The organism is Amycolatopsis sp. NPDC051373 (genome assembly GCF_040689465.1).
In the GTDB taxonomy this organism is placed as follows: Bacteria; Actinomycetota; Actinomycetes; order Mycobacteriales; family Pseudonocardiaceae; genus Amycolatopsis.
On sequence record NZ_JBFBAE010000005.1, the window covers coordinates 273616 to 298475 of the forward strand.

25 protein-coding genes and 1 pseudogene are annotated in these 24860 nt (G+C 69.9%); 11 read left to right on the forward strand and 15 right to left on the reverse strand.

The window, feature by feature from the left end; translation table 11 throughout:
• Positions 1 to 78: 78 nt before the first annotated feature.
• Both AB0383_RS11720 and AB0383_RS11725 read right to left on the reverse strand, forming a co-directional pair.
• Positions 79 to 753 carry a Crp/Fnr family transcriptional regulator gene (locus tag AB0383_RS11720; protein WP_204092840.1) on the reverse strand — a complete coding sequence of 225 codons (675 nt, stop codon included), beginning with the start codon at positions 751 to 753 and terminating at the stop codon, positions 79 to 81.
• Positions 754 to 912: 159 nt separating this feature from the next.
• Positions 913 to 1164, reverse strand: coding sequence for a hypothetical protein (locus AB0383_RS11725; RefSeq protein ID WP_204092841.1), 252 nt, complete (start codon positions 1162 to 1164; stop codon positions 913 to 915).
• Between the two features lie 226 nt (positions 1165 to 1390).
• Between AB0383_RS11725 and nth the strand changes: the two genes are divergently transcribed.
• The 4 genes from nth to AB0383_RS11745 are packed head-to-tail and all read left to right on the forward strand — an operon-like array spanning position 1391 to position 4563.
• Positions 1391 to 2074 carry an endonuclease III gene (nth, locus tag AB0383_RS11730; RefSeq protein WP_285971857.1) on the forward strand — a complete coding sequence of 228 codons (684 nt, stop codon included), beginning with the start codon at positions 1391 to 1393 and terminating at the stop codon, positions 2072 to 2074.
• A complete protein-coding gene (locus AB0383_RS11735; RefSeq protein WP_366186809.1) occupies positions 2071 to 2673 on the forward strand; it encodes a TlpA disulfide reductase family protein in 603 nt (200 codons plus the stop codon). The genes nth and AB0383_RS11735 overlap by 4 nt, the downstream gene beginning before the upstream one ends.
• Positions 2670 to 3374: a CoA pyrophosphatase gene (locus AB0383_RS11740; RefSeq protein ID WP_364170423.1), complete on the forward strand. Its 705-nt coding sequence runs from the start codon at positions 2670 to 2672 to the stop codon at positions 3372 to 3374. Before AB0383_RS11735 ends, AB0383_RS11740 begins: the two co-directional genes overlap by 4 nt.
• A gap of 4 nt (positions 3375 to 3378) precedes the next feature.
• A complete protein-coding gene (locus AB0383_RS11745) occupies positions 3379 to 4563 on the forward strand; it encodes a MarP family serine protease (protein ID WP_364170426.1) in 1185 nt (394 codons plus the stop codon).
• A 1-nt stretch (position 4564) separates the two neighbouring features.
• Here AB0383_RS11745 and AB0383_RS11750 read toward each other — a convergent pair whose 3' ends face one another.
• The 3 genes from AB0383_RS11750 to nhaA all read right to left on the reverse strand — a co-directional run bounded on the left by AB0383_RS11750 (position 4565) and on the right by nhaA (position 7374).
• On the reverse strand, positions 4565 to 5485 hold the full coding sequence (locus AB0383_RS11750; protein ID WP_364170429.1) for an alpha/beta hydrolase: 921 nt from the start codon (positions 5483 to 5485) through the stop codon (positions 4565 to 4567).
• A 137-nt stretch (positions 5486 to 5622) separates the two neighbouring features.
• Entirely contained in the window at positions 5623 to 6120 is a 498-nt protein-coding gene (locus AB0383_RS11755; RefSeq protein ID WP_364170432.1) for a phage holin family protein, read from the reverse strand.
• Positions 6121 to 6180: 60 nt separating this feature from the next.
• Positions 6181 to 7374, reverse strand: coding sequence for a Na+/H+ antiporter NhaA (gene nhaA / locus AB0383_RS11760; RefSeq protein WP_366186813.1), 1194 nt, complete (start codon positions 7372 to 7374; stop codon positions 6181 to 6183).
• A 208-nt stretch (positions 7375 to 7582) separates the two neighbouring features.
• On the opposite strand from nhaA, the gene AB0383_RS11765 reads away from it, so the two are divergent.
• The gene (locus AB0383_RS11765; RefSeq protein WP_366186815.1) at positions 7583 to 9040 is read left to right on the forward strand and encodes a peptide MFS transporter; all 1458 of its coding nucleotides are present in this window, start codon (positions 7583 to 7585) and stop codon (positions 9038 to 9040) included.
• 3 nt (positions 9041 to 9043) lie between these two features.
• Here the strand turns inward: AB0383_RS11765 and AB0383_RS11770 are convergent, their stop codons facing one another.
• The 3 genes and pseudogenes from AB0383_RS11770 to AB0383_RS11780 form a co-directional block, all read right to left on the reverse strand.
• A complete protein-coding gene (locus tag AB0383_RS11770; protein WP_364170441.1) occupies positions 9044 to 9769 on the reverse strand; it encodes a VIT family protein in 726 nt (241 codons plus the stop codon).
• A 96-nt stretch (positions 9770 to 9865) separates the two neighbouring features.
• A complete protein-coding gene (locus AB0383_RS11775; protein WP_366186933.1) occupies positions 9866 to 9985 on the reverse strand; it encodes a hypothetical protein in 120 nt (39 codons plus the stop codon).
• A 70-nt stretch (positions 9986 to 10055) separates the two neighbouring features.
• Positions 10056 to 10526 (reverse strand): annotated as a pseudogene (locus tag AB0383_RS11780) (DUF2848 family protein); the annotation flags it as partial.
• Positions 10527 to 10618: 92 nt separating this feature from the next.
• Here AB0383_RS11780 and AB0383_RS11785 point away from each other — a divergent pair.
• Positions 10619 to 10954, forward strand: a complete 336-nt coding sequence (locus AB0383_RS11785; RefSeq protein ID WP_364170444.1) for a cupin domain-containing protein — start codon at positions 10619 to 10621, stop codon at positions 10952 to 10954.
• Positions 10955 to 10999: 45 nt separating this feature from the next.
• Here AB0383_RS11785 and AB0383_RS11790 read toward each other — a convergent pair whose 3' ends face one another.
• The 3 genes from AB0383_RS11790 to AB0383_RS11800 all read right to left on the reverse strand — a co-directional run bounded on the left by AB0383_RS11790 (position 11000) and on the right by AB0383_RS11800 (position 14308).
• The gene (locus tag AB0383_RS11790; RefSeq protein ID WP_354885695.1) at positions 11000 to 11503 is read right to left on the reverse strand and encodes a DUF6319 family protein; all 504 of its coding nucleotides are present in this window, start codon (positions 11501 to 11503) and stop codon (positions 11000 to 11002) included.
• A gap of 149 nt (positions 11504 to 11652) precedes the next feature.
• The gene (gene acs / locus AB0383_RS11795) at positions 11653 to 13632 is read right to left on the reverse strand and encodes an acetate--CoA ligase (RefSeq protein WP_364170450.1); all 1980 of its coding nucleotides are present in this window, start codon (positions 13630 to 13632) and stop codon (positions 11653 to 11655) included.
• 94 nt (positions 13633 to 13726) lie between these two features.
• Complete coding sequence (locus AB0383_RS11800) at positions 13727 to 14308, reverse strand: GNAT family protein (RefSeq protein ID WP_364170453.1); 582 nt, start codon at positions 14306 to 14308, stop codon at positions 13727 to 13729.
• Positions 14309 to 14422: 114 nt separating this feature from the next.
• Between AB0383_RS11800 and AB0383_RS11805 the strand changes: the two genes are divergently transcribed.
• From AB0383_RS11805 to AB0383_RS11825, 5 genes are all read left to right on the forward strand, one after another.
• Entirely contained in the window at positions 14423 to 14929 is a 507-nt protein-coding gene (locus AB0383_RS11805; RefSeq protein ID WP_364170456.1) for a phosphoribosyltransferase, read from the forward strand.
• Positions 14926 to 15648, forward strand: a complete 723-nt coding sequence (locus AB0383_RS11810) for an oxidoreductase (RefSeq protein WP_364170459.1) — start codon at positions 14926 to 14928, stop codon at positions 15646 to 15648. The genes AB0383_RS11805 and AB0383_RS11810 overlap by 4 nt, the downstream gene beginning before the upstream one ends.
• Positions 15649 to 15736: 88 nt before the next feature.
• Complete coding sequence (locus AB0383_RS11815) at positions 15737 to 16510, forward strand: 3-hydroxybutyrate dehydrogenase (RefSeq protein ID WP_364170461.1); 774 nt, start codon at positions 15737 to 15739, stop codon at positions 16508 to 16510.
• Between the two features lie 32 nt (positions 16511 to 16542).
• Positions 16543 to 17859, forward strand: coding sequence for an MFS transporter (locus AB0383_RS11820; protein ID WP_364170464.1), 1317 nt, complete (start codon positions 16543 to 16545; stop codon positions 17857 to 17859).
• Positions 17856 to 19643 carry a GAF domain-containing protein gene (locus AB0383_RS11825; RefSeq protein ID WP_366186820.1) on the forward strand — a complete coding sequence of 596 codons (1788 nt, stop codon included), beginning with the start codon at positions 17856 to 17858 and terminating at the stop codon, positions 19641 to 19643. The genes AB0383_RS11820 and AB0383_RS11825 overlap by 4 nt, the downstream gene beginning before the upstream one ends.
• Here the strand turns inward: AB0383_RS11825 and AB0383_RS11830 are convergent.
• From AB0383_RS11830 to AB0383_RS11845, 4 genes are all read right to left on the reverse strand, one after another.
• A complete protein-coding gene (locus AB0383_RS11830) occupies positions 19630 to 20724 on the reverse strand; it encodes a HoxN/HupN/NixA family nickel/cobalt transporter (protein ID WP_364170470.1) in 1095 nt (364 codons plus the stop codon). The two genes, AB0383_RS11825 and AB0383_RS11830, sit on opposite strands and share 14 nt — an antisense overlap.
• Positions 20725 to 20916: 192 nt before the next feature.
• The gene (gene murQ, locus AB0383_RS11835) at positions 20917 to 21846 is read right to left on the reverse strand and encodes an N-acetylmuramic acid 6-phosphate etherase (RefSeq protein WP_364170473.1); all 930 of its coding nucleotides are present in this window, start codon (positions 21844 to 21846) and stop codon (positions 20917 to 20919) included.
• A gap of 17 nt (positions 21847 to 21863) precedes the next feature.
• Positions 21864 to 22865, reverse strand: a complete 1002-nt coding sequence (locus AB0383_RS11840) for a MurR/RpiR family transcriptional regulator (protein ID WP_364170476.1) — start codon at positions 22863 to 22865, stop codon at positions 21864 to 21866.
• Between the two features lie 211 nt (positions 22866 to 23076).
• On the reverse strand, positions 23077 to 24852 hold the full coding sequence (locus AB0383_RS11845; protein WP_366186823.1) for a serine hydrolase: 1776 nt from the start codon (positions 24850 to 24852) through the stop codon (positions 23077 to 23079).
• Between the last annotated feature and the right edge of the window lie 8 nt (positions 24853 to 24860).

Genomic DNA, 24860 nt, shown 5'->3' on the forward strand with positions numbered 1-24860 from the left:
CCTGGGCCGCGCGAAAACCGGGAGGGAAGAAGTCGGCTTGAAGCGATCCCGCACGCCTCGGCGGAGCCGAGGCCGAAGTTACCGCGCGCGGCGGGCGAGGCGCTCCGGGTCCAGGATGAGGACGCTCTTGCCTTCCAGTCGCAGCCAGCCGCGGTGGGCGAAGTCGGCGAGGGCCTTGTTGACGGTCTCGCGGGAGGCGCCGACGTACTGGGCGATCTCCTCCTGCGTGAGGTCGTGGGTCACGCGCAGGAGACCGGCCTCCTGGCTGCCGAAGCGCTGCGCGAGCTGAAGGAGCGCGCGGGCCACGCGGCCGGGCACGTCGGTGAAGATCAGCTCGGCGACCATGTTGTTGGTCCGGCGCAGCCTGCGGGCCACGACGCGCAGCAGCTGCTCCGCGATCTCCGGCCGCGTCGAGATCCACTGGCGCAGGGCCGGGCGGTCCATGGTGACGGCGCGGACCTCGGTGACCGTGGTCGCACTCGACGTGCGCGGGCCCGGGTCGAAGATGGACAGCTCGCCGAACATGTCCGACGGGCCGAAGATGCCCAGCAGGTTCTCGCGGCCGTCCGGCGACTTGCGGCCGATCTTCACCTTGCCGGACTGGATGATGTACAGCTTGTCGCCCGGCTCACCCTCGCTGAAGATGACGTGGCCGCGGGGGAACTCCACGGATTCCAAGGTCTGGGCCAGAGCCTCAGCGGCTGCAGGCTCAACACCCTGGAAAATGCCCGCACGGGCCAGGGTTTCGTCCACCTCGGGTGCCTCCTCGTCGAGAAACGATCACTTCCTTCGCAGGTCGAAGGCCGTGTCGCCGATCACTTTCGCGTCAGTCTAGGGCGTGTCGGCGAGATCGCCCGTCGGCTCGCCGCGCGGGGCGCGGCAGCCGGAGACGATCTCGCACGAACAGGGAGCCTAACTCCGCACGCGTCGCGCGCGAAGCCTGGCTGCCCGTCCGCCCAGCCTGCGGAGCCGAAACAGCTCCAGAGCACGGCCGATCCCGTGGCCGTAAAGGGCCCTGACCTCGTTGGGTTGAGCCTGCTCCAGGAACTCCTCGACCTCGTTCTCCTGCACCGCGACGTGCTTGAGACGGCTTTCCACCCGCTCCATGAAGAGAGCGAAGAACATGATCACCAGTGGGACCAGAATCACGAACCACGCGGTCATGACACACATCCACTACGGAAAGTAAGCATCGACTCCAGATCCTCGCTCCTCGCGGCACACGGTGCGCCGAGGTGGTGCTCTGGCGTGTCGGCCGTCCACCGGCGGGTGCTCCCGCCCGGCTCGTCCGACGCGCCCGTAGGCTATCGGGGTGCCACCTGCCGTCACGAACGCCCCCCGCGAGGGCGCCGGTGAAAGCCGGCTCGCCTTGGTGAGACGCGCCCGGCGTATGAAGCGTTGCCTCGACGAGGTGTATCCCGACGCGAAAGCCGAGCTGGACTTCACGAATCCGCTTGAACTCCTGGTCGCGGTGGTGCTTTCCGCGCAGACCACCGACGTGCGGGTGAACCTGGTCACGCCCGCGTTGTTCAAGCGCTATCCCACGGCGGCCGCGTATGCGGGTGCCGATCGCACCGAACTCGAGGAGTTCCTGAGGCCCACTGGGTTTTTCAGGGCCAAGGCCAACTCGGTGATGGGGCTGGGCGCGGCGCTCGTGGAGCGCTTCGACGGCGAGGTGCCCAAGAAGCTCGACGACCTCGTGACGCTGCCCGGGGTCGGGCGCAAAACGGCCAACGTCGTTCTCGGCAACGCGTTCGACGTGCCGGGAATCACGGTCGACACCCACTTCGGCCGCCTCGTGCGCCGCTGGGGCTGGACGGCCGAGGAAGACCCGGTGAAGGTCGAGCACGCCGTGGGAGAGCTGATCCCGCGCAAGGAGTGGACGATGCTGTCCCACCTCGTGATCTTCCACGGCCGCCGCGTGTGCCACTCGCGCAAGCCCGCGTGCGGCGCGTGCCCGCTGAAGAAGGACTGCCCGTCCTACGGACTGGGACCCACGGAGTTCGAGGTCGCCGCGAAGCTCGTCAAGGGCGAGGAGCGTGAGCACATCCTCGAGCTGGCGGCGCGCGGGTGACCACGGTCACCAAATGGGCTCTCGGCGTCGCGGTCCTGGTGGTCGCGGTGCTGGTCGCCGTGCTCACGACGCGCGGCGGCTCGAAGGACGCGCCCGCGGCGACCGGTGACCTCGCCGGCATACGCGCGAAGGCCGCGTTGCAGGCCTGCCCACCGCCGTCGCCCGGACCCGCTGTCGGCGAGCTGTCCGGTATCCAGGCCGACTGCCTCGGCGACGGCTCGCGCGTCGATGTCGGCAAGGTCCTCGCCGGCGGCCCGACGCTGGTGAACGTTTGGGCCTCGTGGTGCGTGCCGTGCCGCACCGAGCTGCCCGTGCTGCAGACCTACGCCGCAGAGCCCGGCGCCGTGCGCGTGCTCGGTGTGCAGGTCGCCAGCCCGGCTGCCGACGGGCTCGGCTTGCTGCAGAGCATCGGCGTCCACCTGCCCTCGGTCTACGACGGCGATGGTCAGACCGGTCCGATCCGCACCGCGCTCAAAGTGCCTTCGAGGTTGCCCGCGTCCTACCTCGTGACCCCCGACGGGCAGGTCCGGTTCATCTCCAGCCCCCCCACGTTCGACAGCACCGACCAGGTGCGCGCAGCCGTGAAGGACTTCTCATGACCGGTCCCCTCGTCGACCCCGAAGCCGTGCCCGAATGGCTGCGGCCGCTGGTGAAGGTGTCCGCTGAGGTCGAGAGCCGCACCTTCACCCGCTTCACCGTCGACGAGTCGCTCACGCGCTCGGCCGCCGTGCTGATCCTCTTCGGCGAACGCGCCGATGGTCCCGACGTGCTGCTGCAGCGCCGCGCCGACACGCTCGGCTCGCACGCGGGCCAGGTCGCGTTCCCGGGCGGCGGCGCGGAGGACGGCGACGGCGGACCCGTCGGCACCGCCCTGCGCGAGGCCGAGGAGGAGACGGGCGTGGACCCGGCGGGCATCCTGCCGGTCGCGATCCTGCCCGAGCTGCCCGTGCCGGTGTCGCGCTTCGCCGTGACGCCTGTGCTCGCCTACTGGCACACTCCGTCGCCCGTGCACGCCGTCGACCTCGGCGAGACGGCCGCCGTCGCGCGCGTTGCACTCTCGGACCTCGCCGATCCGGCGAACCGGTTCATGGTCCAGAAGCGCGGTGCGTCGTGGAAGGGGCCGGGCTTCGACGTAGACGGCCTGTTCATCTGGGGCTTCACCGCCGGCCTGCTGTCGGTGCTGCTTTCGCTCGGCGGCTGGGAGCGCGAGTGGGACACCGGCGACGTGCGCGACCTTGACGTAGCGTTGGCCGAACACCGGGCCCGCAACGTGGCGCGGGGAGAGGCGAGCGGGGAGTGACGGCGTGAACTGGGTCGATGTCCTCGTGCTGGTGCTGGCGGTGCTGGCGGCTGTTTCGGGGGCGTTCCAGGGCGTGATCGTCGCGCTGCCCGCGCTGATCGGGGTCGCCATCGGGGCGGTGCTCGGCGTGAAGCTGGCGCCGTTCGTGATCGAGCTGTTCGACAACCCCGTGGCGAAGGTGGCCTTCGCGCTCGCCGTGGTGGTGTTCCTCGTGGTGCTCGGCGAGACGCTCGGGGTGTGGATCGGGCGCAAGCTGCGCCAGAAGATCAACCCCGACAAGCTGTCCGGAGTGGACAAGACACTGGGTGCGATCGTCCAGGCCGCGGCGGTTTTCGTGGTGGCGTGGCTCGTCGCGAACCCGCTCACCACCGTGTCGGCCATCCCGGGGCTCGCCAAGTCGATCAACTCGTCGGTCGTGCTGGGCGAGGTCAACGACCTGATGCCGGCCGAGGCCCAGGGCCTGCCGAGCGACCTGCGCAAGCTGCTCGACGCGTCGGGCTTCCCGTCGGCGCTCTCGCCGTTCGAGAAGGCGCCGGCCGCCGACGCCGCGCCGCCGGACACGTCGATGAACATCAGCGCGGTCGCGCGCCGGGTGCACCCGAGCGTGGTGAAGATCCGCGGCAACGCGCCGTCGTGCTCGAAATCGCTGGAGGGCAGCGGTTTCGTGATCGCGCCGCAGCGCGTGATGACCAACGCGCACGTGGTCGCGGGCACGGACGAGGTCGGCATCGAGTCCACCCGCGGCGACTACCGGGCGCGCGTCGTGTACTTCAACCCCGAGGTCGACATCGCGGTGCTGGCCGTGCCGGGCCTGTCCGCGCCCACGTTGCCGTTCGCTCAGGAAACCGCGCGCGCCGGCGACAACGCCATTGTGCTCGGCTACCCGCTCGACGGCCCGTACACCTCCACCGCCGCCCGCGTGCGCGGCCGCATCAACCTGCGCGGCCCCGACATCTACGACGCCAACACCGTGCAGCGCGACGTGTTCACCATCCGCGCGGGCATCCGCAGCGGCAACTCCGGCGGCCCCATGATCACCCCTGACGGCGACGTGATCGGCGTCGTCTTCGGCGCGGCGGTGGAAGATCCGGACACGGGCTTCACCCTGACCGCGGAACAGGTGCGCGCGGAGGTCGCGGCGGCACCGTCGCAGACGACGAACGTGAGCACGGGCGCCTGCGCGAGCTGAGTCAGCTCACGAAGTCCACAACGGACTTCGTCACGCGGTCCGGCTCCTCCAGGTGCGGGAAGTGCCCGACGCCGGGCCAGACGCGGGGCTCGCCGTGCGGCCCGGCCCAGTGCACGGACGCGCGTGCGGTCTCCGGGACGATGCAGGTGTCCACGGCGCCGTGCAGTTGCAGCACGGGCGCGGCGACGCGTTTGCCCACGGCGTCGGTGAAGCGGCGGCCCTCGCCGCGGAACTGGGCGCGGAAGGCCCAGCGGTAGTACTCCAGCGCGGAATGCGCGACGCCCGGGATCAGCATCGCCTGGCGGAACCGGGCGACCGTGTCGGTGAAGTCCGAAGAGGACCGCCAGGCCGGGCCGGACCAGCTGTGGAACAACGACTCCACGTTGGCGGCGTCGTCGCGCACCAGCCACTTCTCCGGCGCCATCGGCACCTGGAACCGGAACAGGTGCCCGGCCGCGCGTCCCTGGCGGCGGGGCGAACGCAGCACGGCGGACTTCAGGGCGAGCGGGTGCGCGGCGCCGACGGCCGTCACGGAGGACACAAGGCGGGGGTGCAGCGAGGCGACCGTCCAGGCGAGCATGCCGCCCCAAGCGTGGCCGACGAGGTGCGCGCGGCGGGCGCCGAGGGCCTTGATCAGGCCGCCGACGTCGCCGGCCAGCGTCCACGCGTCGTAGCCGCGCGGGGGTTTGTCGGAGTCGCCGTAGCCGCGCAGGTCCACGGCGACGGCGCGGAAACCGGCGTCCGCGAGGCCGCGCAGCTGGTGGTGCCAGGTCCACCAGAACTCGCCGAAACCGTGCAGCAGCAGTACCAGTGGTCCGTCGCCGAGCTCCGCTACGTGCAGGCGGATGCCGTTCGCCGAGACGTCGCGGTGCGTCCACGGACCGTCGATCCGGACGATCGACGGGTCGGGCGTGAGCTGCACTGCGGGCTCCGCTTCAGCCGGACTGTGCCTGTCGTTACCAATCCGACCACAGTCACGGCCGAATGGCTTCGTCGCAACGGTCACGTGACGGGGGCGGCCTACTTTTGGCCGGGTTGGTAACCCAGCCTGGTGCCGGGTCAGGGACGCGTCGCGGGCAGGTCGTCTTCGGCGGCGCGACGCGGCTTGAGCGCTGCGGCCGTCTCCTTGACGCTGTCGATCGTGCGCTCCGGCGCCTTCAGCTTCTTCACCTTGCGCCAGCCGAGGAACGCGGTGACGGCAGTGGTGATCAGCATCAGGCCGAACACGGTGAGGAACGCCGGCCAGCGGATGCCCCACCAGTCCGACAGGATCTCGGCGATGAACAGGAACAGGAAGTACGAGCTGTAGAGCCCCACGGCGAGCGCGATGAGGAAGAAAACGGCTCCCTTGAGCCCCTTCTTCATCTCGCCGACCAGCTCCGACTTCGCCAGCTCGACCTCGGCCCTGACCAGCGTCGACAGGTGCTGGGTGGCATCGCCGACGAGTTTGCCGATGGACTGTTCCGCCGCCGCGGCCTCCTCGTCGCTCGACAGGGGCAGGTAGGGCACGGCCCCCACGCCGTCGGGGCCGGTGCGTTCGTGTTTGGGGCTGGTCACCGGGTCATCGTGCCACGTACCCGTTCCCCAGGCGCGGCGGACCGGCGGGAGTGTCGGGGATCAACCTTCGCGAGCGTGCGCCCGGCTGCGCCGCAGCAGCAGCGCAGCCGACGCCAGCGAAGCGATCGCCGACGCGATCAGCACCGCCGCCTTGGCCAGTTCGGTCTCCGGTTCGTCGAGCGCGAGGTCGGCGATCAGCAGGCTCACGGTGAAGCCGACGCCGCCGAGCGTCGCCAGCGCCGCCAGGTCACGCCAGCCCGTGCCGGTGGGTTTTTCCGCCACACCCAGCTTCACCGCCAGCACGCTCGCCCCGAGGATGCCGACGAACTTGCCCACCACCAGTCCCAACAGGACGGCCAGCGGCAACGTGGTGGTGAAGACCTGTCCCAACGCGTGCCCGTTGATCGAGATCCCCGCGGCGAACAACGCGAACACGGGCACCGCGACCGCCGCCGACCACGGTTGCAGCCGGTGTTCCAGCCGCAGCGCCGGCGCCTCGGCCTCGCCTTGGTCGGGCTTCACCCGCGTGAGCAGCCCGAGCGCGACGCCGGCGATGGTCGCGTGGATGCCCGCCGAGTGCACCGCGACCCACGTGACCACCGCGAGCGGCACGTACAGCCAGGCCGCGCGCACGCGTTTGTGCTGCAGGAACCAGTACACCGCCAGCGCCACCACGGCGACGGCCGCGGCCACGAGGTTGAACCCGGTGGTGAAGACGATCGCGATCACGAGGATCGCGCCGAGGTCGTCGACCACCGCCAGCGAAAGCAGGAAGATCCGTGCGCTGCTCGGCAGGTTCGACGCCGTCAGCGCGAGCACGCCGAGCGCGAACGCGATGTCCGTGGCCACCGGGATCGCCCACGCGCGATCGATCCCCGGCGTGCCCCAGGCGACCGCCAGCGCGATGAGCGCCGGTACGACCATCCCGCCGACGGCTGCGATCACCGGCAGCACCGCCTGCTTGAAGCGCGAGAGCTCGCCCACCACGAGCTCACGCTTGAGCTCCAGCCCGGCGACGAAGAAGAACAAGGCGAGCAGCCCGTCCTTCGCCCAGTCGCCGATCGACAGGTTCAGGTGCAGGAACTCAGGGCCGACGTGGAAGTCTCGCACGGCCCGGTAGACGTCACCGGCCGGCGAGTTGGCCCAGATCAGCGCGACCGCCGTGGCGGCGAGCAGGATGATCCCGCCGGTGGTCTCAGTGCGCAGGTAACGGGCGAACTCGGCGGCGGCGCGGGCCGGGCGGGAAGCGGTCATGGGCGGTGTCCTCCAGGTGCGGCAATCGTCACAAACATCGCCGACCAGACTTCCCGGCGCACCTTTGCTGCCATTTTAGCGCCCGTCCGAGCCGGCCCAGACGTTCGATGACCCTCCCCACACCCGGTCCGGTGTTCTGTTCACCGACTCGCCTTCTAGCATGCGAATCGGAAACGACAACGTTGTCTAGGACAAGGACGAGACAGTTGTGAGTACCTCTACCGAGGCCCAGCACGACACGAGGTTCTTCGGGCACCCACGAGGGCTGGCGAACCTCTTCGGCGTCGAGATGTGGGAGCGGTTCTCCTACTACGGGATGCTCGGCATCCTCGCCATCTACCTCTACTACAAGGCCGACCAGGGTGGGCTCGGCATCGACCAGGGCGACGCGCTCGGCGTCGTCGGCGCGTACGGCGGCACGGTCTACCTCGCCACCGTGATCGGCGCGTGGGTGGCCGACCGCCTGCTCGGCTCCGAGCGCACGCTGTTCTACAGCGCCGTGCTCGTGATGATCGGCCACATCGCGCTCGCGCTGCTGCCGGGCCTGACCGGCATCGGCGTGGGCCTCGCGTGCGTCGCGATCGGTTCGGGCGGCCTCAAGGCCAACGCGACCGCCGTGGTCGGCACGCTCTACGCCGAGGGCGACGAGCGCCGCGACGCCGGCTTCACGATCTTCTACATGGGCATCAACCTGGGCGGCTTCATCGGCCCGCTGCTCACCGGGCTCGCGCAGTCGGAGGTCGGCTTCCACCTGGGCTTCGGGCTCGCCGCGATCGGCATGGCGCTCGGCCTGATCCAGTACACGCTCGGCCGCAAGAACCTGGGCGCGAAGGCGTCGGAGATCCCGAACCCGCTGCAGCCTTCGCAGCGCTGGACGGCGATCGGTGTCGCCGTGGTGATCGTGGTCGCGGTCGTCGCGCTGATCATGTCCGGGGTGGTCGGGCCGTCGAACCTGGCCGATGTGGTCGTGTACGTGGTCGTCGCGATCTCGGTGGTGTACTTCGTGGTGATCCTGACCAGCAAGAAGATCACGTCCGATGAGCGCAGCCGCGTGTTCTCGTTCATCCCGATGTACATCGCGAGCGCCGCGTTCTTCTCGCTGTACCAGCAGCAGTCCACGGTCGTCTCGGTCTACAGCGACCAGCGCCTCGACCGGAACCTGTTCGGCTGGGACATGCCGGTGTCGTGGGTCAACTCGATCAACCCGGTGTTCATCATCATCTTCGCGCCGATCGTCGCCGCGATCTGGACGAAGCTCGGGCCGAAGCAGCCGTCGACGCCGATGAAGTTCGTGCTGGGCACGGTGCTGATGGGTCTCGCGTTCCTGCTGTTCCTGCCGATGACCGGCACCGGTGTGAACGGCAGCCCGCTGATCGCGCTCGCCGGGATCCTGCTGGTGTTCACGATCGCGGAGCTGATGTTGTCGCCGGTCGGGCTGTCGCTGTCGACGAAGCTCGCGCCCCAGGCGTTCCGGACGCAGATGGTGGCGCTGAACTTCCTGTCGGTCTCGCTTGGCACCGCGATGTCGGGCAAGCTCGCCGAGTCCTACGACGTGCACGACGAGACGCCGTACTTCCTGATCATCGGCGGTGTGGCCATCGTGATCGGCCTGGTCCTGCTGGCGCTGATCCCGTTCATCAAAAAGCTGATGAAGGGCGTGCACTAGCTGCTAGCCGATCGTGGTGCCGAACAGCACTCCCACGAAGTAGGTGACGAGCATGGTGAGGGCGCCGACGCCCACGTTGCGCGCGATCGCGCGCCCCACCTGCGCGTTGCCCAGCCGCGCGCTCACGAAGCCGGTGAGCGTGAGGCCCACGACCACGGCCAGCGCGCACGCCCACACGCGCTCCGGCACGGCCGTCCAGGCGATGGACAGCAGCGGTAGCAGCGCGCCGACGGAGAACGCGATCAGCGAAGCCCAGGCCGCCTGCCACGGGTTGGTGAGGTTGTCCGGGTCGATGCCCAGCTCGGCCTCGGCGTGGGCGTGGAACGCGTCCTTGCGGGTCAGCTCGCGCGCGACCTCCGCGGCGAGTTCCTGGGACAGGCCCTTGCCCTCGTAGATCTCGGCGAGCTCGCGTTCCTCGGCCTCGGGCATCGCTTTCAGCTCTTGCTTCTCGAGCTGCAGCAACGCGCGTTCGGTGTCGCGCTGCGTGCTCACGCTCACGTATTCCCCGCCGGCCATCGAAAACGCACCGGCTACCAGTCCGGCAATTCCGGCGGTGAGGATCGCGGTGCGGCTCGTGGTCGCCCCCGCGACGCCCACCACGATGCCCGCGACGGACACGATCCCGTCGTTTGCCCCGAGAACCCCGGCGCGCAGCCAGTTCAGCTTGCCGCCAAGGTCGTCGTGGGGCTCGTGCGAGTGGGAATCAGTCGCGTCCACCGTTTCGGTCACGGGAATAGTGAAACACGAAATTCGGGTGAGCGCCTCTGTCCGGTGAATTACATCAACGAAGGGTTTCCTTATTTAATTGTGCCTATCCTTTGAATGTCAGCCGATCGGCGTCGGCAGCTGCTCGACGGTGTAGGCCAGCTCGAGCACGTCGCCGGTGGCCGGGTCGGTGAGGGTCACGCGCCAGCTCTTCCCGAACTGGTCCACGGCCGGGTCCATCGGCAGCGTGCCCGACAGCAGCACGGTGCCCGGGCGTCGCCAGGCCGCGTTCTTCGAGCACCGGCAGCCAGTACGACGGCGGCAGGAGCTCGGCGAGCGTGCCGTCCTGCAGCAGGGTGTCGTCGACCCAGGACCGCAGGTGAACGGCGTCGGGGTCCGCGAGGTCGTCGAGGCGCCAGGCCTTCCGGGCCAGCACGTCCGGCGCCGCGTTCTTGCTCCACGCGACGCCGTGCACCTCCAGTTCGCGGTCGGTGTGATCGCAGGCCGCAGTGAGCAGCACGCCTTCGTCGGTGATCACCAGCGCCCACTCGGCCTCGCCGGAGGTACGGCCGTGCTGCGCGGGCACGGTGTCGGCCTGCTGCGCGAGGTACGGCGCCACCGGGTACAGCGCCGGCGTCACCGACGGCGCCGGCACGCCGAGCTCCGCCAGCTCCTTCACGTGCGCCGCCACGTCGTCCTGGCTGCGGCCGGCGTACCCGGCGTTGAGCAGGGTGTGGACGGAGGTGGTGATCTGGGAGCCGTCTCGAAGGGCGAAGTGCACCGGGATCTCCAGGAGTCTTGCGTCGGGCTATGTATACATGGAGTATATCTTGATGGTGGCGGGAGTGCCCGATAAGTGGGGAAGGCGGCGGAATGAGCGAGTGGCAGGAAGTGTCCACTGTGGAAGGACGGCAGCTGACGGGCGGCACTGCCTTCGTCCGCGAGAGAGAACGCGCCGCGCACGGGCTCGTGTACGAGATCCGATACCCGGCCGGCGTCGGGTCGCCTGTGCACAGTCACGACCACGACAGCGTCGTCTACGTGCTCGAAGGTCGGCTGACCGGTGTGGTCGGGGGCGTGCCGGGAGAGTTCGGCCCCGGCGACACCGTGGTCCACCCGTGCGGAGTCGACCATCGAGTCCGCGCCATTGTGGACAGTCGCTGGCTCGAGTTCAAAGCGCCGCTGCCGAAAAACCCGCCCCTGGCATGAAAAAGGCCCGGCAAGGAGTGCCGGGCCTTTTCACGGGACAAGAACTCAGACGTCGAGCTCCGCCAGAGCCGCCTTGGCGGCTTCCAGCTCGGCCTCGAGCTGCGCGACCTTCGCGGCCTGCGCCTCGCGGGCCTGGTTGATGACCTCGTCGATCGGGCCCGACAGGTCCTGGTGCAGCTCCTTCGCCGCGCGCGAGACGGCGGCGGCCGGGATCTCCAGGCCCTTCGCGACCCACTTGCTGCCGTTCTTGAGCTCGGCCTGCCACTCGCCGTCGGCCGTGCCGGTGACAGTGAGCGTGAGCTCCACCGTGCGGGTCTTCTTCGCGGTGGACGCGGGCGCGGCCTTCGGGCGGCCGCGCTTCGGCTTCGGCGCCTCTTCAGCGGCCGGGGCGGCCTCGTCTGAATCGGAAGACGACGCAGGTGAGGCAGTGGTCTCAGTGGGCTCGGTGACCTCCGGGGCGTCGGCGGCCTGCGCCGAGGCAGCGGCTGCCTCGGTCGTCGCCGCTTCGGCCGCGGTGTCCTCGTCGTGCGTCAAGGCTTCCACGGTCATTCGTGTCGTCTCCTTGCCCGGATCTGGGGTGGGTACAGCGGCACATCTTAGAACATGCGTTCGATGTCCGCCATTCGGGGTAGTCAGCAGGAAGGGGCCCTCCCGGCAGGAGAGCCCCTTCCTCTGGGACAGAATCTACCCCGCGGTGCCTACTCCTCCTTGCCCGACTGCAGGCCAGAGGAGATCAGGTCCATCACCGACGAGTCCGCGAGCGTCGTCACGTCGCCGATCGCCCGGTTCTCCGCGACGTCGCGCAGCAGGCGGCGCATGATCTTGCCCGAGCGCGTCTTCGGCAGCTCCGGCACGACCATGATCTGGCGCGGCTTCGCGATCGGGCCGATCTCCTTCGCGACGTGGTTTCGCAGCTCCTGCACGGCCTCGTCACCACCATCGACGGCGTTGCCGCGCAGGATCACGAACGCCACGATGCCCTGCCCGGTCGTCGGGTCGGTCGCGCCGACCACGGCCGCCTCGGCCACCGTCGGGTGCGAGACCAGCGCCGACTCGACCTCGGTGGTCGAGATGCGGTGGCCCGACACGTTCATCACGTCGTCGACCCGGCCCAGCAGCCAGATGTCACCGTCCGCGTCGTACTTGGCGCCGTCGCCGGCGAAGTAGAAGCCCTGGGCGGCGAAGCGCGACCAGTACGTCTCGCGGAAGCGCTCCTCGTCGCCCCACACGCCGCGCAGCATGCCCGGCCACGGCTTGTCGAGCACCAGGTACCCGCCGCCGCCCTTGCCGACCTCGTTGCCCTGGTCGTCCACGACCTTCGCCGAGATGCCCGGCAGCGCGCGCTGGGCCGAACCCGGCTTGGTGGACGTGACGCCCGGCAGCGGCGAGATCATGATCCCGCCGGTCTCGGTCTGCCACCACGTGTCGACGATCGGTGCCTTGTTCGCGCCGATGGTCTCGCGGTACCAGATCCACGCCTCGGGGTTGATCGGCTCGCCGACGCTGCCGAGCACGCGCAGCGACGTGAGGTCGTACTTCGCCGGGATCTCCGCGCCCCACTTCATGAACGTGCGGATCAGCGTCGGCGCGGTGTAGTAGATGGAGACCTTGTACTTCTGCACGATCTCCCAGTGCCGGCCCTCGTGCGGGGTGTTCGGCGTGCCTTCGTACACGACCTGCGTGACGCGGTTGGCCAGCGGCCCGTAGACGATGTAGCTGTGGCCGGTGATCCAGCCGATGTCGGCCGTGCACCAGTACACGTCCTCGCCCGGCTTGTGGTCGAACACGTTGTGATGCGTGTACGCGGCTTGCGTGAGGTAGCCGCCGGAGGTGTGCAGGATGCCCTTCGGGCGCCCGGTCGTGCCGGAGGTGTAGAGGATGAACAGCGGGTGCTCGCTGTCGAACGCCTCGGGCGTGTGCTCGGCCGACTGCCCGTCGACGAGCTCGTGCCACCACAGGTCGCGCCCGTCGGTCCACGGCACCTCGCCCGCGAGGTCGCTGCCGGTGCGGCGGACCACGATGACCTTCTCCACGGTCTCGGCGCCCTCGAGCGCCTCGTCCACATTGGCCTTCATCGCGGCGGCCTTGCCGCGGCGGTACTGGCCGTCGGAGGTGATCACGATCTTCGCCGCCGCGTCGTCCACGCGGGCGCGCAGCGCGGTCGGGGAGAAGCCGCCGAACACCACGTTGTGCAGCGCGCCGAGGCGGGCGCACGCGAGCATCGCGAAGATCGCCTCGGGGATCATCTGCAGCTGGATCGCCACGACGTCGCCGGCGGTCACCCCGAGCGAGGTCAGCGCGTTGGCGGCCTTGGAGACCTCGTCCTTCAGCTGCGCGTAGGTGATGTCACGGGTGTCGCCGGGCTCGCCGACCCAGTGGATGGCGACCTGGTCGCCGTGGCCGGACTCGACGTGCCGGTCGACGCAGTTGTAGGCGACGTTGAGCTTGCCGCCGACGAACCACTTCGCGAAGGGCGCATTGGTCCAGTCCAGTACCTGGGTCCACTTCGTGTCCCAGCTCAGGCGCTCGGCCTGCTCGGCCCAGAACCGCTCCCGGTCCGCGTCCGCCTTCTCGTACGAGTCGGCCTTGGCGTTGGCCTGAGCGGCGAACTCGTCGCTCGGTGGGAAGGTGCGGCTCTCGGTGAGCAGGTTGTCCAGTGCTGGGGACTGCTCGGTCATGGTGCAAGGCCTCCTGTAGTGCGAACCCGCGGCTCACGGCACGCTAGCGACGTTAGTCCGCTCACGACAAGGATGCAGCCGTGTGGGCGAGCCCTCAAGCGAGGCGGGCCAGCAGCCGGGCGCGTGCGCCGGGCCATTCAGCTTCTGTCATCGAGTACACCACCGTGTCGCGGGAAGTGCCGTCCGGACGGATCCGGTGGGCCCGCAGCACGCCCTCGCGCAGCGCGCCGAGCCGCTCGATGGCGCGTTGGGAGCGCAGGTTGCGGCTGTCGGTCTCCCACGCCACGCGCTGGGCGCCGAGCGCCTCGAAAGCGTTGCGCAGCAACAGGAACTTGGCCTCGGTGTTGAGTGCCGTGCGCTGCCGGCGCGGGCTGATCCAGGTGTGCCCGATCGAGAGGATCCGGTGCTTCGCCGCGACCTGGTAGTACGACGTGGTGCCGGCAACGAGGCCGGTGGCGACGTCGATCTGCGCCCACGCGCGGCGGTCGGGATCGGCCGTGGCGGCCTCGACGAACCGCTCGGCGTCGGCCGGGGTCTCGAACTGCCGGGTGCTCAACCAGGCCCAGATCGCGGGATCCTGACCGGCCTCGAACAGGCCCTTCGCGTGGTCCGCGCCGAGGGGCTCGAGGCGCACGCGGGTGCCGGACAGGGTCGGGTGGTCGTTCCAGTCGCTCACGAAACCCAAGCTACGGCGTCAAGTGGTCGTGCTGGATAGCCATTTCTCGATCATTTATCCAGGCCACTTCCCGGTTGCTTATGCTCGCGGGAACGACCGAGGAGAGGCATGGGCATGGCTGAAGACGGCGCGGCACGGGAAGAACTCACCTGGGAGTTGTTCGGCACCGCCAGCAGGGAGCTTGCCGAGCAGGTCGCCGCCGACGGCTTCGAGCCCGACCTCATCCTCTCCATCGCCCGCGGCGGGCTGTTCGTCGCCGGCGCGCTGGGCTACGCGCTGGACGTGAAGAACCTGCACGTGATGAATGTGGAGTTCTACACCGGCGTCGACCAGCGCCTCGACCTGCCGGTGATGCTGCCGCCGGTGCCGAACGTCGTGGACCTGAGCAACAAGAGGGTGCTCGTCGCCGACGACGTGGCTGACACCGGCGCAACGCTCAAGCTCGTGCGCGACTTCTGCGCCGATCACGTGGCCGACGTGCGCTGCGCCGTGATCTACGAGAAGCCGCATTCGACGGTCTCCAGCGAGTACGTGTGGCGCCGCACCGACCGCTGGATCAACTTCCCGTGGTCGGTCCTGCCGCCGGTCGTCAAGCGCGCCGGGCAGGTGCTCGACGCATGAGCGATCCGCTCAAGCCGCTCCTGGAGCTCGACGGCGTCGCCGCCGCGGCCAAGGCGGCGCAGGACGCGGTGTTCGCCGTGCACCGCCTGCCTGCCAACCTGCGCGGCGGCGCGGAAACGGCCGCCGAGGCGTCGGTGCGCGCCGCGCGAGCGTCGGCCGGCATCGACGGCGCGAACCCTGAGCTGCCCGCCGACGGCGCGGTCGCCGACCCCCTGCTCGCCGGCGCCCTGCGCGTGGCCGAGTCGCTGGAACCACTCCTGCCGACCTGGCGGCGCGCGCCGTTGCAGGCGTTGGCCCGCCTGCACGTCCTGGCCGCCGCCGACGTCGTCGACGATCCCGACGCACTCGGCCGGCCCCTTGCCGGAGGTGAGCGCCTGGAGCTGCTGGCCCAGCTCGTCACGGGGGCGACCTCCGTGCCCGGGCCGGTGCTCACGGCCGTGGTGCACGGCGAGCTGCTGGCCCTGCGCCCCTTCGGCTCGGCCGACGGCGTGGTCGCCCGCGCGGCGGCGCGCCTGTCGATGATCGCGACGGGCCTGGACCCGAAGGCGCTGACCGTGCCGGAGGTGGCGTTCTTCCGGCGCGTGCCGAAGTACGTCGAGCTCGCTTCCGGCTTCGCCGCCGGGACGACGGACGGGGTGCGGGAGTGGCTGCTGTTCTGCTGTGAGGCGTTCGAAGCGGGTGCGCGGGAGGCTCGCAGCATTTCGTCCGCCGCCGGTTAGGGGTGTGGTCCGGCCACACTGGGTCTCGCCGGGCTGTGGTGGCCGGACACATGGTCGGCGAGGTGGGCGAGACCTAACCTCGTAGCCCATGACCAGTGGGGTACGTCACAGCTCACAAGGCGACCTTGATGGCCGCGTCGCCCTCGTGACCGGCGGTGCGAGCGGAATCGGGCTCGCCTGCGTTCGCGCGTTGGCCGCGGCCGGGGCGAAGGTGCACGTCGTCGACCTCGACGCGCGCGGTGCCGAAGCGGCCGCGGCCGAGATCGGCGGCTGGGCGCACGTCGGTGACCTCACCGACCCCGCGGTGATCGACGCGTTGCCCGCCGAGCTGGACGTGCTGGTGAACAACGCCGGATTCCAGCACGTGGCCGCGCTGCCCGACTTCCCGCCCGAGCAGTTCGCGCGGATCCAGGCGCTGATGGTGACGGCGCCGTTCCTGCTGATCCGCCGGTCGCTGCCGGCGATGTACGCGCGCGGCTGGGGCCGGATCGTCAACGTCTCCAGCGTGCACGGCCTGCGCGCCAGCCCGTTCAAAGCCGCGTACGTCACGGCGAAACACGCGCTCGAGGGATTGTCCAAAGTGGCCGCTCTCGAAGGTGCGGAGCACGGCGTGACGTCCAACTGCGTCAACCCCGGCTACGTGCGCACGCCGCTGGTCACCGGCCAGATCGACGCGCAGGCCGCCGAACACGGCCTCGACGCCGATGAAGTCGTGGAGCAGGTGCTGCTGCGGCGCGCCGCGATCAAACGGCTCATCGAACCGGCGGACGTCGCCGACCTCGTGGTGTGGCTGTGCGGCGAGCACGCCGGGCACGTCACGGGCGCGTCGCTGCCCCTGGACGGCGGCTGGTCGGCCGCCTGAAACCCCGTCCCCACAACGAAGTGGAGTCTGCAGTGACAACACCAACCCGGGCCGGCCTGCTGCGCGTGGTCGGCGCGAGCCTGATCGGCACCACCGTGGAGTGGTACGACTTCTTCCTCTACACCTCGGCCGCCGCGCTCGTGTTCAACAAGCTGTTCTTCCCGAACGCCGACCCGCTCACCGGCACGCTGCTCGCACTGCTGACCTACGCGGTCGGCTTCCTTGCGCGACCCGTCGGCGGGCTGGTGTTCGGCCACTTCGGCGACCGCATCGGGCGCAAGCGCCTGCTCGTGGTGAGCCTGGTGATGATGGGCGGCTCGACGTTCCTCATGGGCGTGCTGCCCACGTACGGCGCCGTCGGCGTCCTCGCCCCGATCCTGTTGACGCTGCTGCGGCTCGTACAGGGCTTCGCGCTCGGCGGCGAATGGGGCGGCGCGGTGCTGCTCGTGTCCGAGCACGGCGACGACCGCCGGCGAGGTTTCTGGGCGTCATGGCCGCAGACCGGCGTGCCGGCCGGGAACCTGCTGGCCACGGCGGTGCTGGCGATCCTCGCCTCCGTGCAGTCCGACGCGACGTTCAACGCGTGGGGCTGGCGCATCCCGTTCCTGCTGTCGGGCGTGCTCGTGGCGATCGGGCTGTGGGTGCGGCTGGCCGTCGCGGAGTCGCCGGTGTTCCTCGCCGCGAAGGCCGCTGCAGGAGACGAGGAAGCCACGCCGATCGTCGACGTGTTCCGCGGGCACCTGCGCGGGCTGGTCGTGACGTTCGGGGCGCGGCTGGCGGAGAACGTGTCGTACTACGTGATCACGGCGTTCATCCTCGTCTACGTCACCACCGGGCTCGGCCTGCCGAAGGCGACGGGGCTGACGGCCGTGCTGGTCGCTTCGGCCGTGCACTTCGTGACGATTCCCTTGTGGGGCTTGCTCTCCGACAAGATCGGCCGCAAGCCGGTGTACTTGTTCGGCGTGGTCGGGATGGCCGCGTGGGCGTTCGGGTTCTTCTGGCTGCTGGACCTGCGCACGACGGGCGCGGTGATCGGCGCGGCGACCATCGGGCTCGTGGTTCACGGCGCGATGTACGGACCGCAGGCCGCGTTCTTCGCCGAGCAGTTCCCCACGCGCGTGCGCTACACGGGCCTTTCGGTGGGCGGCCAGCTGTCGTCCATCGCGGCGGGCGCGATCGCGCCGCTCATCGCCGTCGCGCTGTTCCAGGCGTACCACTCGACGCTGCCGGTTTCGGTCTACGTCGCCGCGATGTGCGTGCTGTCGGTGCTGGCCCTGCTCGGCGCGCGGGAGACGCGCGGTGAATCGCTGGAGGAGGCTCCCGCCGAACGGCGCTCAGTGACAGCATGACCTGTGTGGATCCCTACCGCCGGTTGGTCGAGCTGCTCGCCGCCGGGGCGAGCAGCGAGCAGCTGGCGCACGCCGCGCGCGAGTCCGGCGCCGACGCGACCGAGCTCGCGCTGCGCGTCCGCGAGACGCTTACCGAGCACCAGCGGCGGGAGGCCGAACTCACGGCGTTGTTCGACACCGCGAGCGACCTCGCGCGGCTGCGTGACCCGGACGCGGTGCTGCGCTCGATCGTGCGGCGGGCGCGGACTCTGCTCGGTGTCGACGTGTCGTACCTGAGCCTGAACGACGAGGCCGCCGGCAAGACCTACATCCGGGTCACGGACGGCTCGGTTTCCGCGTTGTTCCAGCAGATCGTGCTCGGCATGGGCGAGGGGCTCGGCGGGCTCGTGGCCCAGACCGCGCGGCCGTATGCGACGGCGGACTACTTCGCCGACGCGCGCTTCCGCCATACCTCACCCATCGACACCGGCGTGCTGGAGGAGGGCCTCACGGCGATCCTCGGCGTGCCGCTGGCCATCGGCGGCAAAGTGCTGGGTGTGCTCTACGCGTCGGACCGTGCGCCGCGCGAGTTCTCGACGGCGGAGGTCGCGCTGCTGTCGTCGCTGGCCAACCACGCGGCGATCGCCCTGGACAGCGCGCACCTGCTCGACGCGACGCGCCGCTCGGCCGCCGAGCTCAACGCAGTGAACGCGACCATGCGCCGCGCCGACGAAGCTCACGACCGCCTGATGGACCTCGTGCTCCGGGGCGGTGACCTGCCGGAAGTCGCCGCGGAGGTGGCGGGCGTGCTGCGTGGCGAGATTGCCGTCCACGACGCTTCGGGGGATTTGCTGGCGGGCTCCTTGCTGTCGTTCGACGCGCCGGCGGTGGCTTCTTCGCGCGGCAGCGGGCGCGCGGAGTCCACATCGGACACCTGGGTGTGCGCGGTGCGGGCCGGTCAGGAACTGCTGGGCAGCCTCACGCTGGCGGGACGGCCGGAGCTGGCGGGTGCGGACCGGCGGTTGTTCGAGCGCGCGGCCGTGGTCACGGCGTTGCTGCTGATGCTGCGCCGGTCCGTGGCGCAGGCCGAGGACGAGGTGCGCGGCGAGCTGCTCACGGATCTGCTGACGGCACCCGCGCGCAACCCGGCGTCGTTGACAGCCCGTGCGCGACGGCTGGGTGTCGACTTGTCGGCGCCGCACGTGGTGCTCGTCGCCCACGCGCCGGGGATTTCCCGCCGTGGCCTCGCGTCGGCGTGCGCGCGGTACGGCGACCTGGTGGGTGTGCACGCGGAGCAGGTGGTCGCTCTCGCGCCGGACGGCGTCGGGGCGGCCAAGGTGGCGCGTGAGCTTCAGTCCGTTGTGGACTGTCCGGTGACGGTCGGTGCGGCCGGCCCCGCGAAGGGTCCCGCCGCGCTCGCCCACGCGTACGCCGAGGCTGTTCGTTGCGTCAGCACGCTGCTCGCCGTGGGCCGCGAAGGCGACGGCGCGGCGATGGCCGAGCTGGGTTTCCTCGGCGTGTTACTGGGCCGCCATGCCGACCTGCCCGCCTACGTCACGGCCACGCTCGGCCCGGTCCTGGACTACGACTCCCGCCGCGGCACCGACCTCATCGGCACGCTGCGCGCGTACTTCGCGGCCGGTGGAAATCTCGCACGCGCCAAGGACGAGCTGCACGTCCACGTGAACACCGTGGTGCAGCGCCTCGACCGCGTCTCCGCGCTGCTGGGCGACGACTGGCGCGAGCCCGAACGCGCGCTGGAGATCCAGCTCGCGCTGCGCGTCGAGCGGCTCAGTGGTCAGTGAGCCGCGCCGACCACTTCTCCTCGATCCGCCCGAACCGCCACACGGCGAGCGCGACCAGCCAGGTCAGGATGAACAGCCCGACGATCGCGAACCCGACGTAGTCGAGGTCCACGTCGGCGATGATGGCGAGCGGCCCGTGCGTGATGTCGAGCTGGTCGGCGAGGATCGACACGAGCTCGATCGTGCCGATGACCAGCGCCACGGCCACGGAAAGCGCCGTGACCGTGATGTTGTAGTAGATCTTGCGGATGGGCCGCGAAAACGCCCAGCCGTAGGCGAAGTTCATGAACACGCCGTCGGCGGCGTCGAACAGGCTCATGCCGGCGGCGAAGAGCACGGGCAGCACGAGGATCGCGTACCAGGGCAGTGCGAACGCCGCCGCGCCGGCCGCGAGGACCAGCAGCCCGATCTCCGTCGCGGTGTCGAACCCGAGTCCGAAGAGGACGCCCACGGGGTAGATGTGCCACGGCTTGCGCACGGCCTTCGTCGCACCGCGCAGCAGGCGGTTCATGAACCCGCGCTTGTCGAGTTGGCGTTCCAGCGCGGCTTCGTCGAGCTCACCGCGGCGCATCCGCGCGAAAACCCGGACGATCCCGACGAGCGCCACGAGGTTGATGATCGCGATGAGGTAGAGGAAAACGCCCGAAACCGACGTGCCGATGAGCCCGGTCGTCTCGTGCAGCGTCGACCCGTCGTCTTCGAGTTGCCCGGCGACCGCCCGAACGCCGAACGAGAGCAAGAGGCACAACCCGAACACGATCGTCGAGTGCCCCAGCGAGAACCAGAACCCGACCGACAGCGGCCGCTGGCCCTCGGACATCAGCTTGCGCGTGGTGTTGTCGATCGCCGCGATGTGGTCGGCGTCGAACGCGTGGCGCATGCCGAGCGTGAACGCCGTGACCCCCAGCCCGATGCCGAAGACCCCCGACGCCCCGAGGTCGTAGTGGTGCGGCGCGATGAACAGCACCAGCACACCCCAGCCCACGAGGTTCAGCAGCAGGATCACCGCCGCCATTCCGGACAGCGACACCCACTCCCGCCTCGACAGCGGCTGCCTGGTCCGAGGTTGTAGGTCGACCATGGCGATTCTGCCTTCCCCTCGCTGACAACACCTGAGAGATTAGGCAGGTGAACAGATGAACCGCAATAAGCTCAGGTTCACAAAAGAGCCCCTCATCAGGAGATGAGGGGCTCTTGACCGAATTGCGTCGTTGCCGTTTTTGGCCGACCACCACGCGAGCTCGCACGCCTCGGCGGAGCCGAGGCCAAAGACTCAGCTTGCGCGAAGGTGCAGCGAGTCCAAGGCCTTGCGCACGTGCCCGCTGTTGGCTTCCAACGCCGCCGCGGAGTGCTCGACGTCGGAGCCCGACAGCAGGTGCACGAGGGCCGTCTTGAGGTCGCCGCCGGCCTCGGTGAGGGCGTCGGAGCAGTCGGCCATGGTCAGGCCCGTGGCTTCCTGCAGGATGCGGATCGTGCGGCCGCGCAGCTTCGCGTTCGTGGCCCGCATGCTGACCATCAGGTTCGAGTAGGTCTTCCCCAGCTTGATCATCGTGGCCGTGGAGAACGCCGTGAGGATCAGCTTCTGCGCCGTGCCCGCCTTCATCCGGGTCGAGCCGGCGATCACCTCCGGGCCGGTGGCCACGGCGATGAGCGCGTCGACGCCGGCCGGCTTCGACGCGCGCGGGTTGGCCGAGACCAGCCCCGTGTGCGCGCCGAGGCGGCTCGACGCCTCGAGCGCGCCGAGCACGAACGGCGTGCGCCCGGAGGCGGCGAGGCCGAGCACGAAGTCGCCCGGCTGCACCACAGCAGCGAGCTCGGCCGCGCCGGCCTCGTCGTCGTCCTCGGCGTTCTCCACCGCCTGCCGCAGGGCCTTCTCGCCGCCCGCGTGGTGCGCGACGAAGAGGTCCGGCGGCACGTTGAACGTCGGCACGAGCTCGGCCGCGTCCAGCGTCGCCAGGCGGCCCGACGTGCCCGCCCCGACGTAGTGCACGCGGCCGCCGCCCCGCAGGGCTTCCACGGCGTAGTCGACCGCGCGCGCCAGCTGGGGCAGCACCGCGGCCACCGCGTCGGGCACCCGGCGGTCCTCGGCGTTGATGGCGCTGAGGATCCCCATGGTGGACATCAGGTCGATGTCCACCGTGCGGGGGTTGCGCTGCTCGGTCGGCGAATCGACGTGTACCGCCTGCGTGGGGACGGACATCATGCGCCTCGTTTCTCGGTTCACTTACCGGTTTCCCGCGGACGGCGGCGACCGTCGGGCCTGACCCCGAGCCGGTGCGAGCCGACCGCGTCCCTCGTCGCGTCCAGCGCGCTGACGGAGGCGTCCATGTGCCGCTGCGCGACCCCGATGAACAGGCAGTCGATCACGGTGAGCTGCGCGATGCGGCTCGCCGTGGCCCCGGAACGGAAGGTGGTTTCCCGTGCGGCCGTGGTGAGCACGTGGTCGGCGACCTCCGTGATCGGCGAACGCGGGAAGTTCGTGACGGCGACGGTGACCGCGCCGTGCTCGCGGGCGACGCGCAGCGCCTCCACGGTGTCGGTGGTCGCGCCCGTGTGGGAGACGCCGATGGCGACGTCGCCGGGGCTGAGCACCGCGGCCGAGGTGAGCATGATGTGCGTGTCGGACCACGAGAAGCTCACGCGGCCGATGCGGTGCAGCTTCTGCTGCAGGTCGGCGGCCACGAACGCGCTCGCGCCCACGCCGTAGACGTCCACGCGGCCGGCCTCGGCCACGAGGTCGATCACGCGCTGCATGGTCGCGACGTCGAGCTGGTCGGCCGTCTCCTCGACGGCGCGTGCGTCGGCGAAGCTGACCTTGCCGATCACGGCCGCGAGGTCGTCGTCCGGAGCGATCTCGCCACCGAGGTTGCGCGTGGTTCTGGCTTCGGTGCGCGCGGTGTCCGCGGCCAGCGCGATGCGCAGCTGCGGGTACCCGCCGACGCCGACGGCCTTGCAGAACCGCGTCACCGTGGTCTCACTGGTGCTGGCGGCGAGGGCGACCTCGGTGATGCTCCGGCGCGCCACCGACGCGGGGTCTTCCAGCACGACCTTCGCCACGCGCTGCTCGGCGCGGGCGAGCCCGGGCAGCAGCGAGCGGATGCGGACCAGCGGGCTCGCATCGGCGTCACGCACAGTGGCCTGAGCTGGGGTTTGCTCGGACGGTGCCGGGATGGTTACGGAATCGGCATCGTCGACCGTCGGAAAGTTACTAACCGTTGGCATTTGCGACAAGGCTACCCACATCCTTCGGCAGGATCGCAACCCGTCCGTGTCTGCGGACTTCGTTTTGCGATTAATCGTTGACCAGAAAGTCGCTAACCAGGTCGACCTTGTTAACGAGCTCAAGCTAACGACTTGGCAACTTAGTGTCGCCCCGCAAAAGGCTTCGGATCGCTGAGTGGGAGGGCCAGTTCGGCGCTGCGCGACACCCCGGTCACCGAGCGCTCAAAATCCACCCGGTCGCGGTGAGTGCCGACGGATTCCGCTCACCATCGAGAACTGTCCGGCCGCGTTCGGTGACTTTCACACCGTCGACGGAAACTCCGCGTCCGGTGTAACTCGCGTCGGTGTTGTAACGCCAGCGCAGTGTCGTAACGCTCGAGGCCGGTAGTTCTGCCGTCACGCGCCACCAGGCACGGTGTCCGTGACCTGAGAGCGACGTCACCTGTCCGGGGGGTGCGCCTGCTCCGTTTGCATGAACGGCGACTGGTTGCCAATAAACGCCGTCCGAGGACGATTCCAGCTGAAGTGGATCAGTCGGACCTTCCGTATCCACAAAGGCGTAGAAGGAGACCTGTAGCGGGCCGCCGGATCGCGATGTCAAGGGCTGCGTACTCAGCGTAGCCGTCGACTTGTCGCCGAGGCCCGCGAACCACGCGTCCCGGCCCTGAACGGGCTTCACAGCCATGGCTTGGGCCAGCGAACTGGCCCAGACCTGGCGGGCCGTGTTGATGGAGCCCCAGTTACGACTCGGGTGCACTCGGTTGGTCAGCAACAACGCGAACGACCGCGATTCCGGGTCGATGACCAGCGTCGTCCCGGTGAATCCGGTGTGGCCCGCCGTCACCGGTGAGGAAAGGGCACCCATGTACCAGGGCTGGTCGAGCTCGAACCCGAGGCCGTGGGCGTCGTCGGGGAAGCGCTGGTTGTAGTTGGTCAGCATCGTCTCGACGGTGTCCGGACGCAGGATGCGCTTGCCCCGGTAGGTGCCGCCGTTGAGGATCGTCTGGCAGAGGATCGCCAGGTCGCTCGCGGTGGAGAACACGCCGGCGTGCCCGGCGACGCCGCCGAGGGACCACGCGTTCTCGTCGTGCACCTGGCCGCGCACGAGCCCGCGCGGCGGGTCGGCCTCGTACTCGGTCGCGGCGACGCGGTTCAGCTTCGACGCGGGCGGGTTGTAGCCGGTGTCGACCATGCCCAGCGGCGCGGTGATGCGGTCGTGCACCACCTTGTCGAGCGTCTGCCCGGTGAGCTTCTCGATGACGAAGCCGAGGGTGAGCATGTTGAGGTCGGAGTAGAGGTACGTCGTGCCCGGCGCGTTCTTCAGCGGGCTGTCGAGCACGGCCTTGCGGCGCGACGGGATGTCGGGGTAGCCCTGCCACAGCGAGGGCACGGGGTCGGCGTCGAAGCCGGACGTGTGCGTGAGCAGCTGCTCGATCGTCACGGCCTGCTTGCCGTTCACGCCGAACTCGGGCAGGTAGCGCACGACGGGTGCGTTGACGTCGAGCTTGCCCTGCTCCACCAGCTGCAGCGCAGCGATCGAGGTGAACAGCTTCGAGATCGACGCCATGTCGAAGATCGTGTCGTTCCGCATCGGGACCTGCTGGTCATTCGGCAGCTCGGTGCCCGCGGCGTCGGCATACCTCAGTGCCCCGCCGACGGCGTAGCGGTCGACGACCACGCCGTCGTGGGCGAGCAGGCCGACGGCGCCGGAGAAGTGCGGGTGGCCGGACGCGTCGGGCTGCGTCCAGCTCGCCAGGAACTGCTCGGCGGACTTGATGGGCCCGCCGTCGAGCCCGACGTCGGACGGCTTGCCTTCACGCAACGTCGTCGACGGCGCCGCGAAGCCGTGTCGCACCACGTCGAAGCGCCCGGCGAGCGGGTCGTGCTGCGTCGTGGTGGCGATGGCGGCGGCTCCTGCGATGGACGTGGTTGCGACCAGCACGGCCATCGCCATGCTCGTCGCGGCGAGCACCTTCCTAGCACGCATGACCGCTC

Bases quoted from the DNA above. Each gene is read 5' to 3' on its own strand.
- AB0383_RS11725 (WP_204092841.1), bottom strand. From the start codon at position 1,164: ATGACCGCGTGGTTCGTGATTCTGGTCCCACTGGTGATCATGTTCTTC.
- nth (WP_285971857.1), top strand. From the start codon at position 1,391: ATGAAGCGTTGCCTCGACGAGGTGTATCCCGACGCGAAAGCCGAGCTG.
- AB0383_RS11740 (WP_364170423.1), top strand. From the start codon at position 2,670: ATGACCGGTCCCCTCGTCGACCCCGAAGCCGTGCCCGAATGGCTGCGG.
- nhaA (WP_366186813.1), bottom strand. From the start codon at position 7,374: ATGACCGCTTCCCGCCCGGCCCGCGCCGCCGCCGAGTTCGCCCGTTAC.
- AB0383_RS11775 (WP_366186933.1), bottom strand. From the start codon at position 9,985: ATGGACCCGGCCGTGGACCAGTTCGGGAAGAGCTGGCGCGTGACCCTC.
- AB0383_RS11785 (WP_364170444.1), top strand. From the start codon at position 10,619: ATGAGCGAGTGGCAGGAAGTGTCCACTGTGGAAGGACGGCAGCTGACG.
- AB0383_RS11790 (WP_354885695.1), bottom strand. From the start codon at position 11,503: ATGACCGTGGAAGCCTTGACGCACGACGAGGACACCGCGGCCGAAGCG.
- acs (WP_364170450.1), bottom strand. From the start codon at position 13,632: ATGACCGAGCAGTCCCCAGCACTGGACAACCTGCTCACCGAGAGCCGC.
- AB0383_RS11805 (WP_364170456.1), top strand. From the start codon at position 14,423: ATGGCTGAAGACGGCGCGGCACGGGAAGAACTCACCTGGGAGTTGTTC.
- AB0383_RS11810 (WP_364170459.1), top strand. From the start codon at position 14,926: ATGAGCGATCCGCTCAAGCCGCTCCTGGAGCTCGACGGCGTCGCCGCC.
- AB0383_RS11815 (WP_364170461.1), top strand. From the start codon at position 15,737: ATGACCAGTGGGGTACGTCACAGCTCACAAGGCGACCTTGATGGCCGC.
- AB0383_RS11825 (WP_366186820.1), top strand. From the start codon at position 17,856: ATGACCTGTGTGGATCCCTACCGCCGGTTGGTCGAGCTGCTCGCCGCC.
- AB0383_RS11830 (WP_364170470.1), bottom strand. From the start codon at position 20,724: ATGGTCGACCTACAACCTCGGACCAGGCAGCCGCTGTCGAGGCGGGAG.
- murQ (WP_364170473.1), bottom strand. From the start codon at position 21,846: ATGATGTCCGTCCCCACGCAGGCGGTACACGTCGATTCGCCGACCGAG.
- AB0383_RS11840 (WP_364170476.1), bottom strand. From the start codon at position 22,865: ATGCCAACGGTTAGTAACTTTCCGACGGTCGACGATGCCGATTCCGTA.
- AB0383_RS11845 (WP_366186823.1), bottom strand. From the start codon at position 24,852: ATGCGTGCTAGGAAGGTGCTCGCCGCGACGAGCATGGCGATGGCCGTG.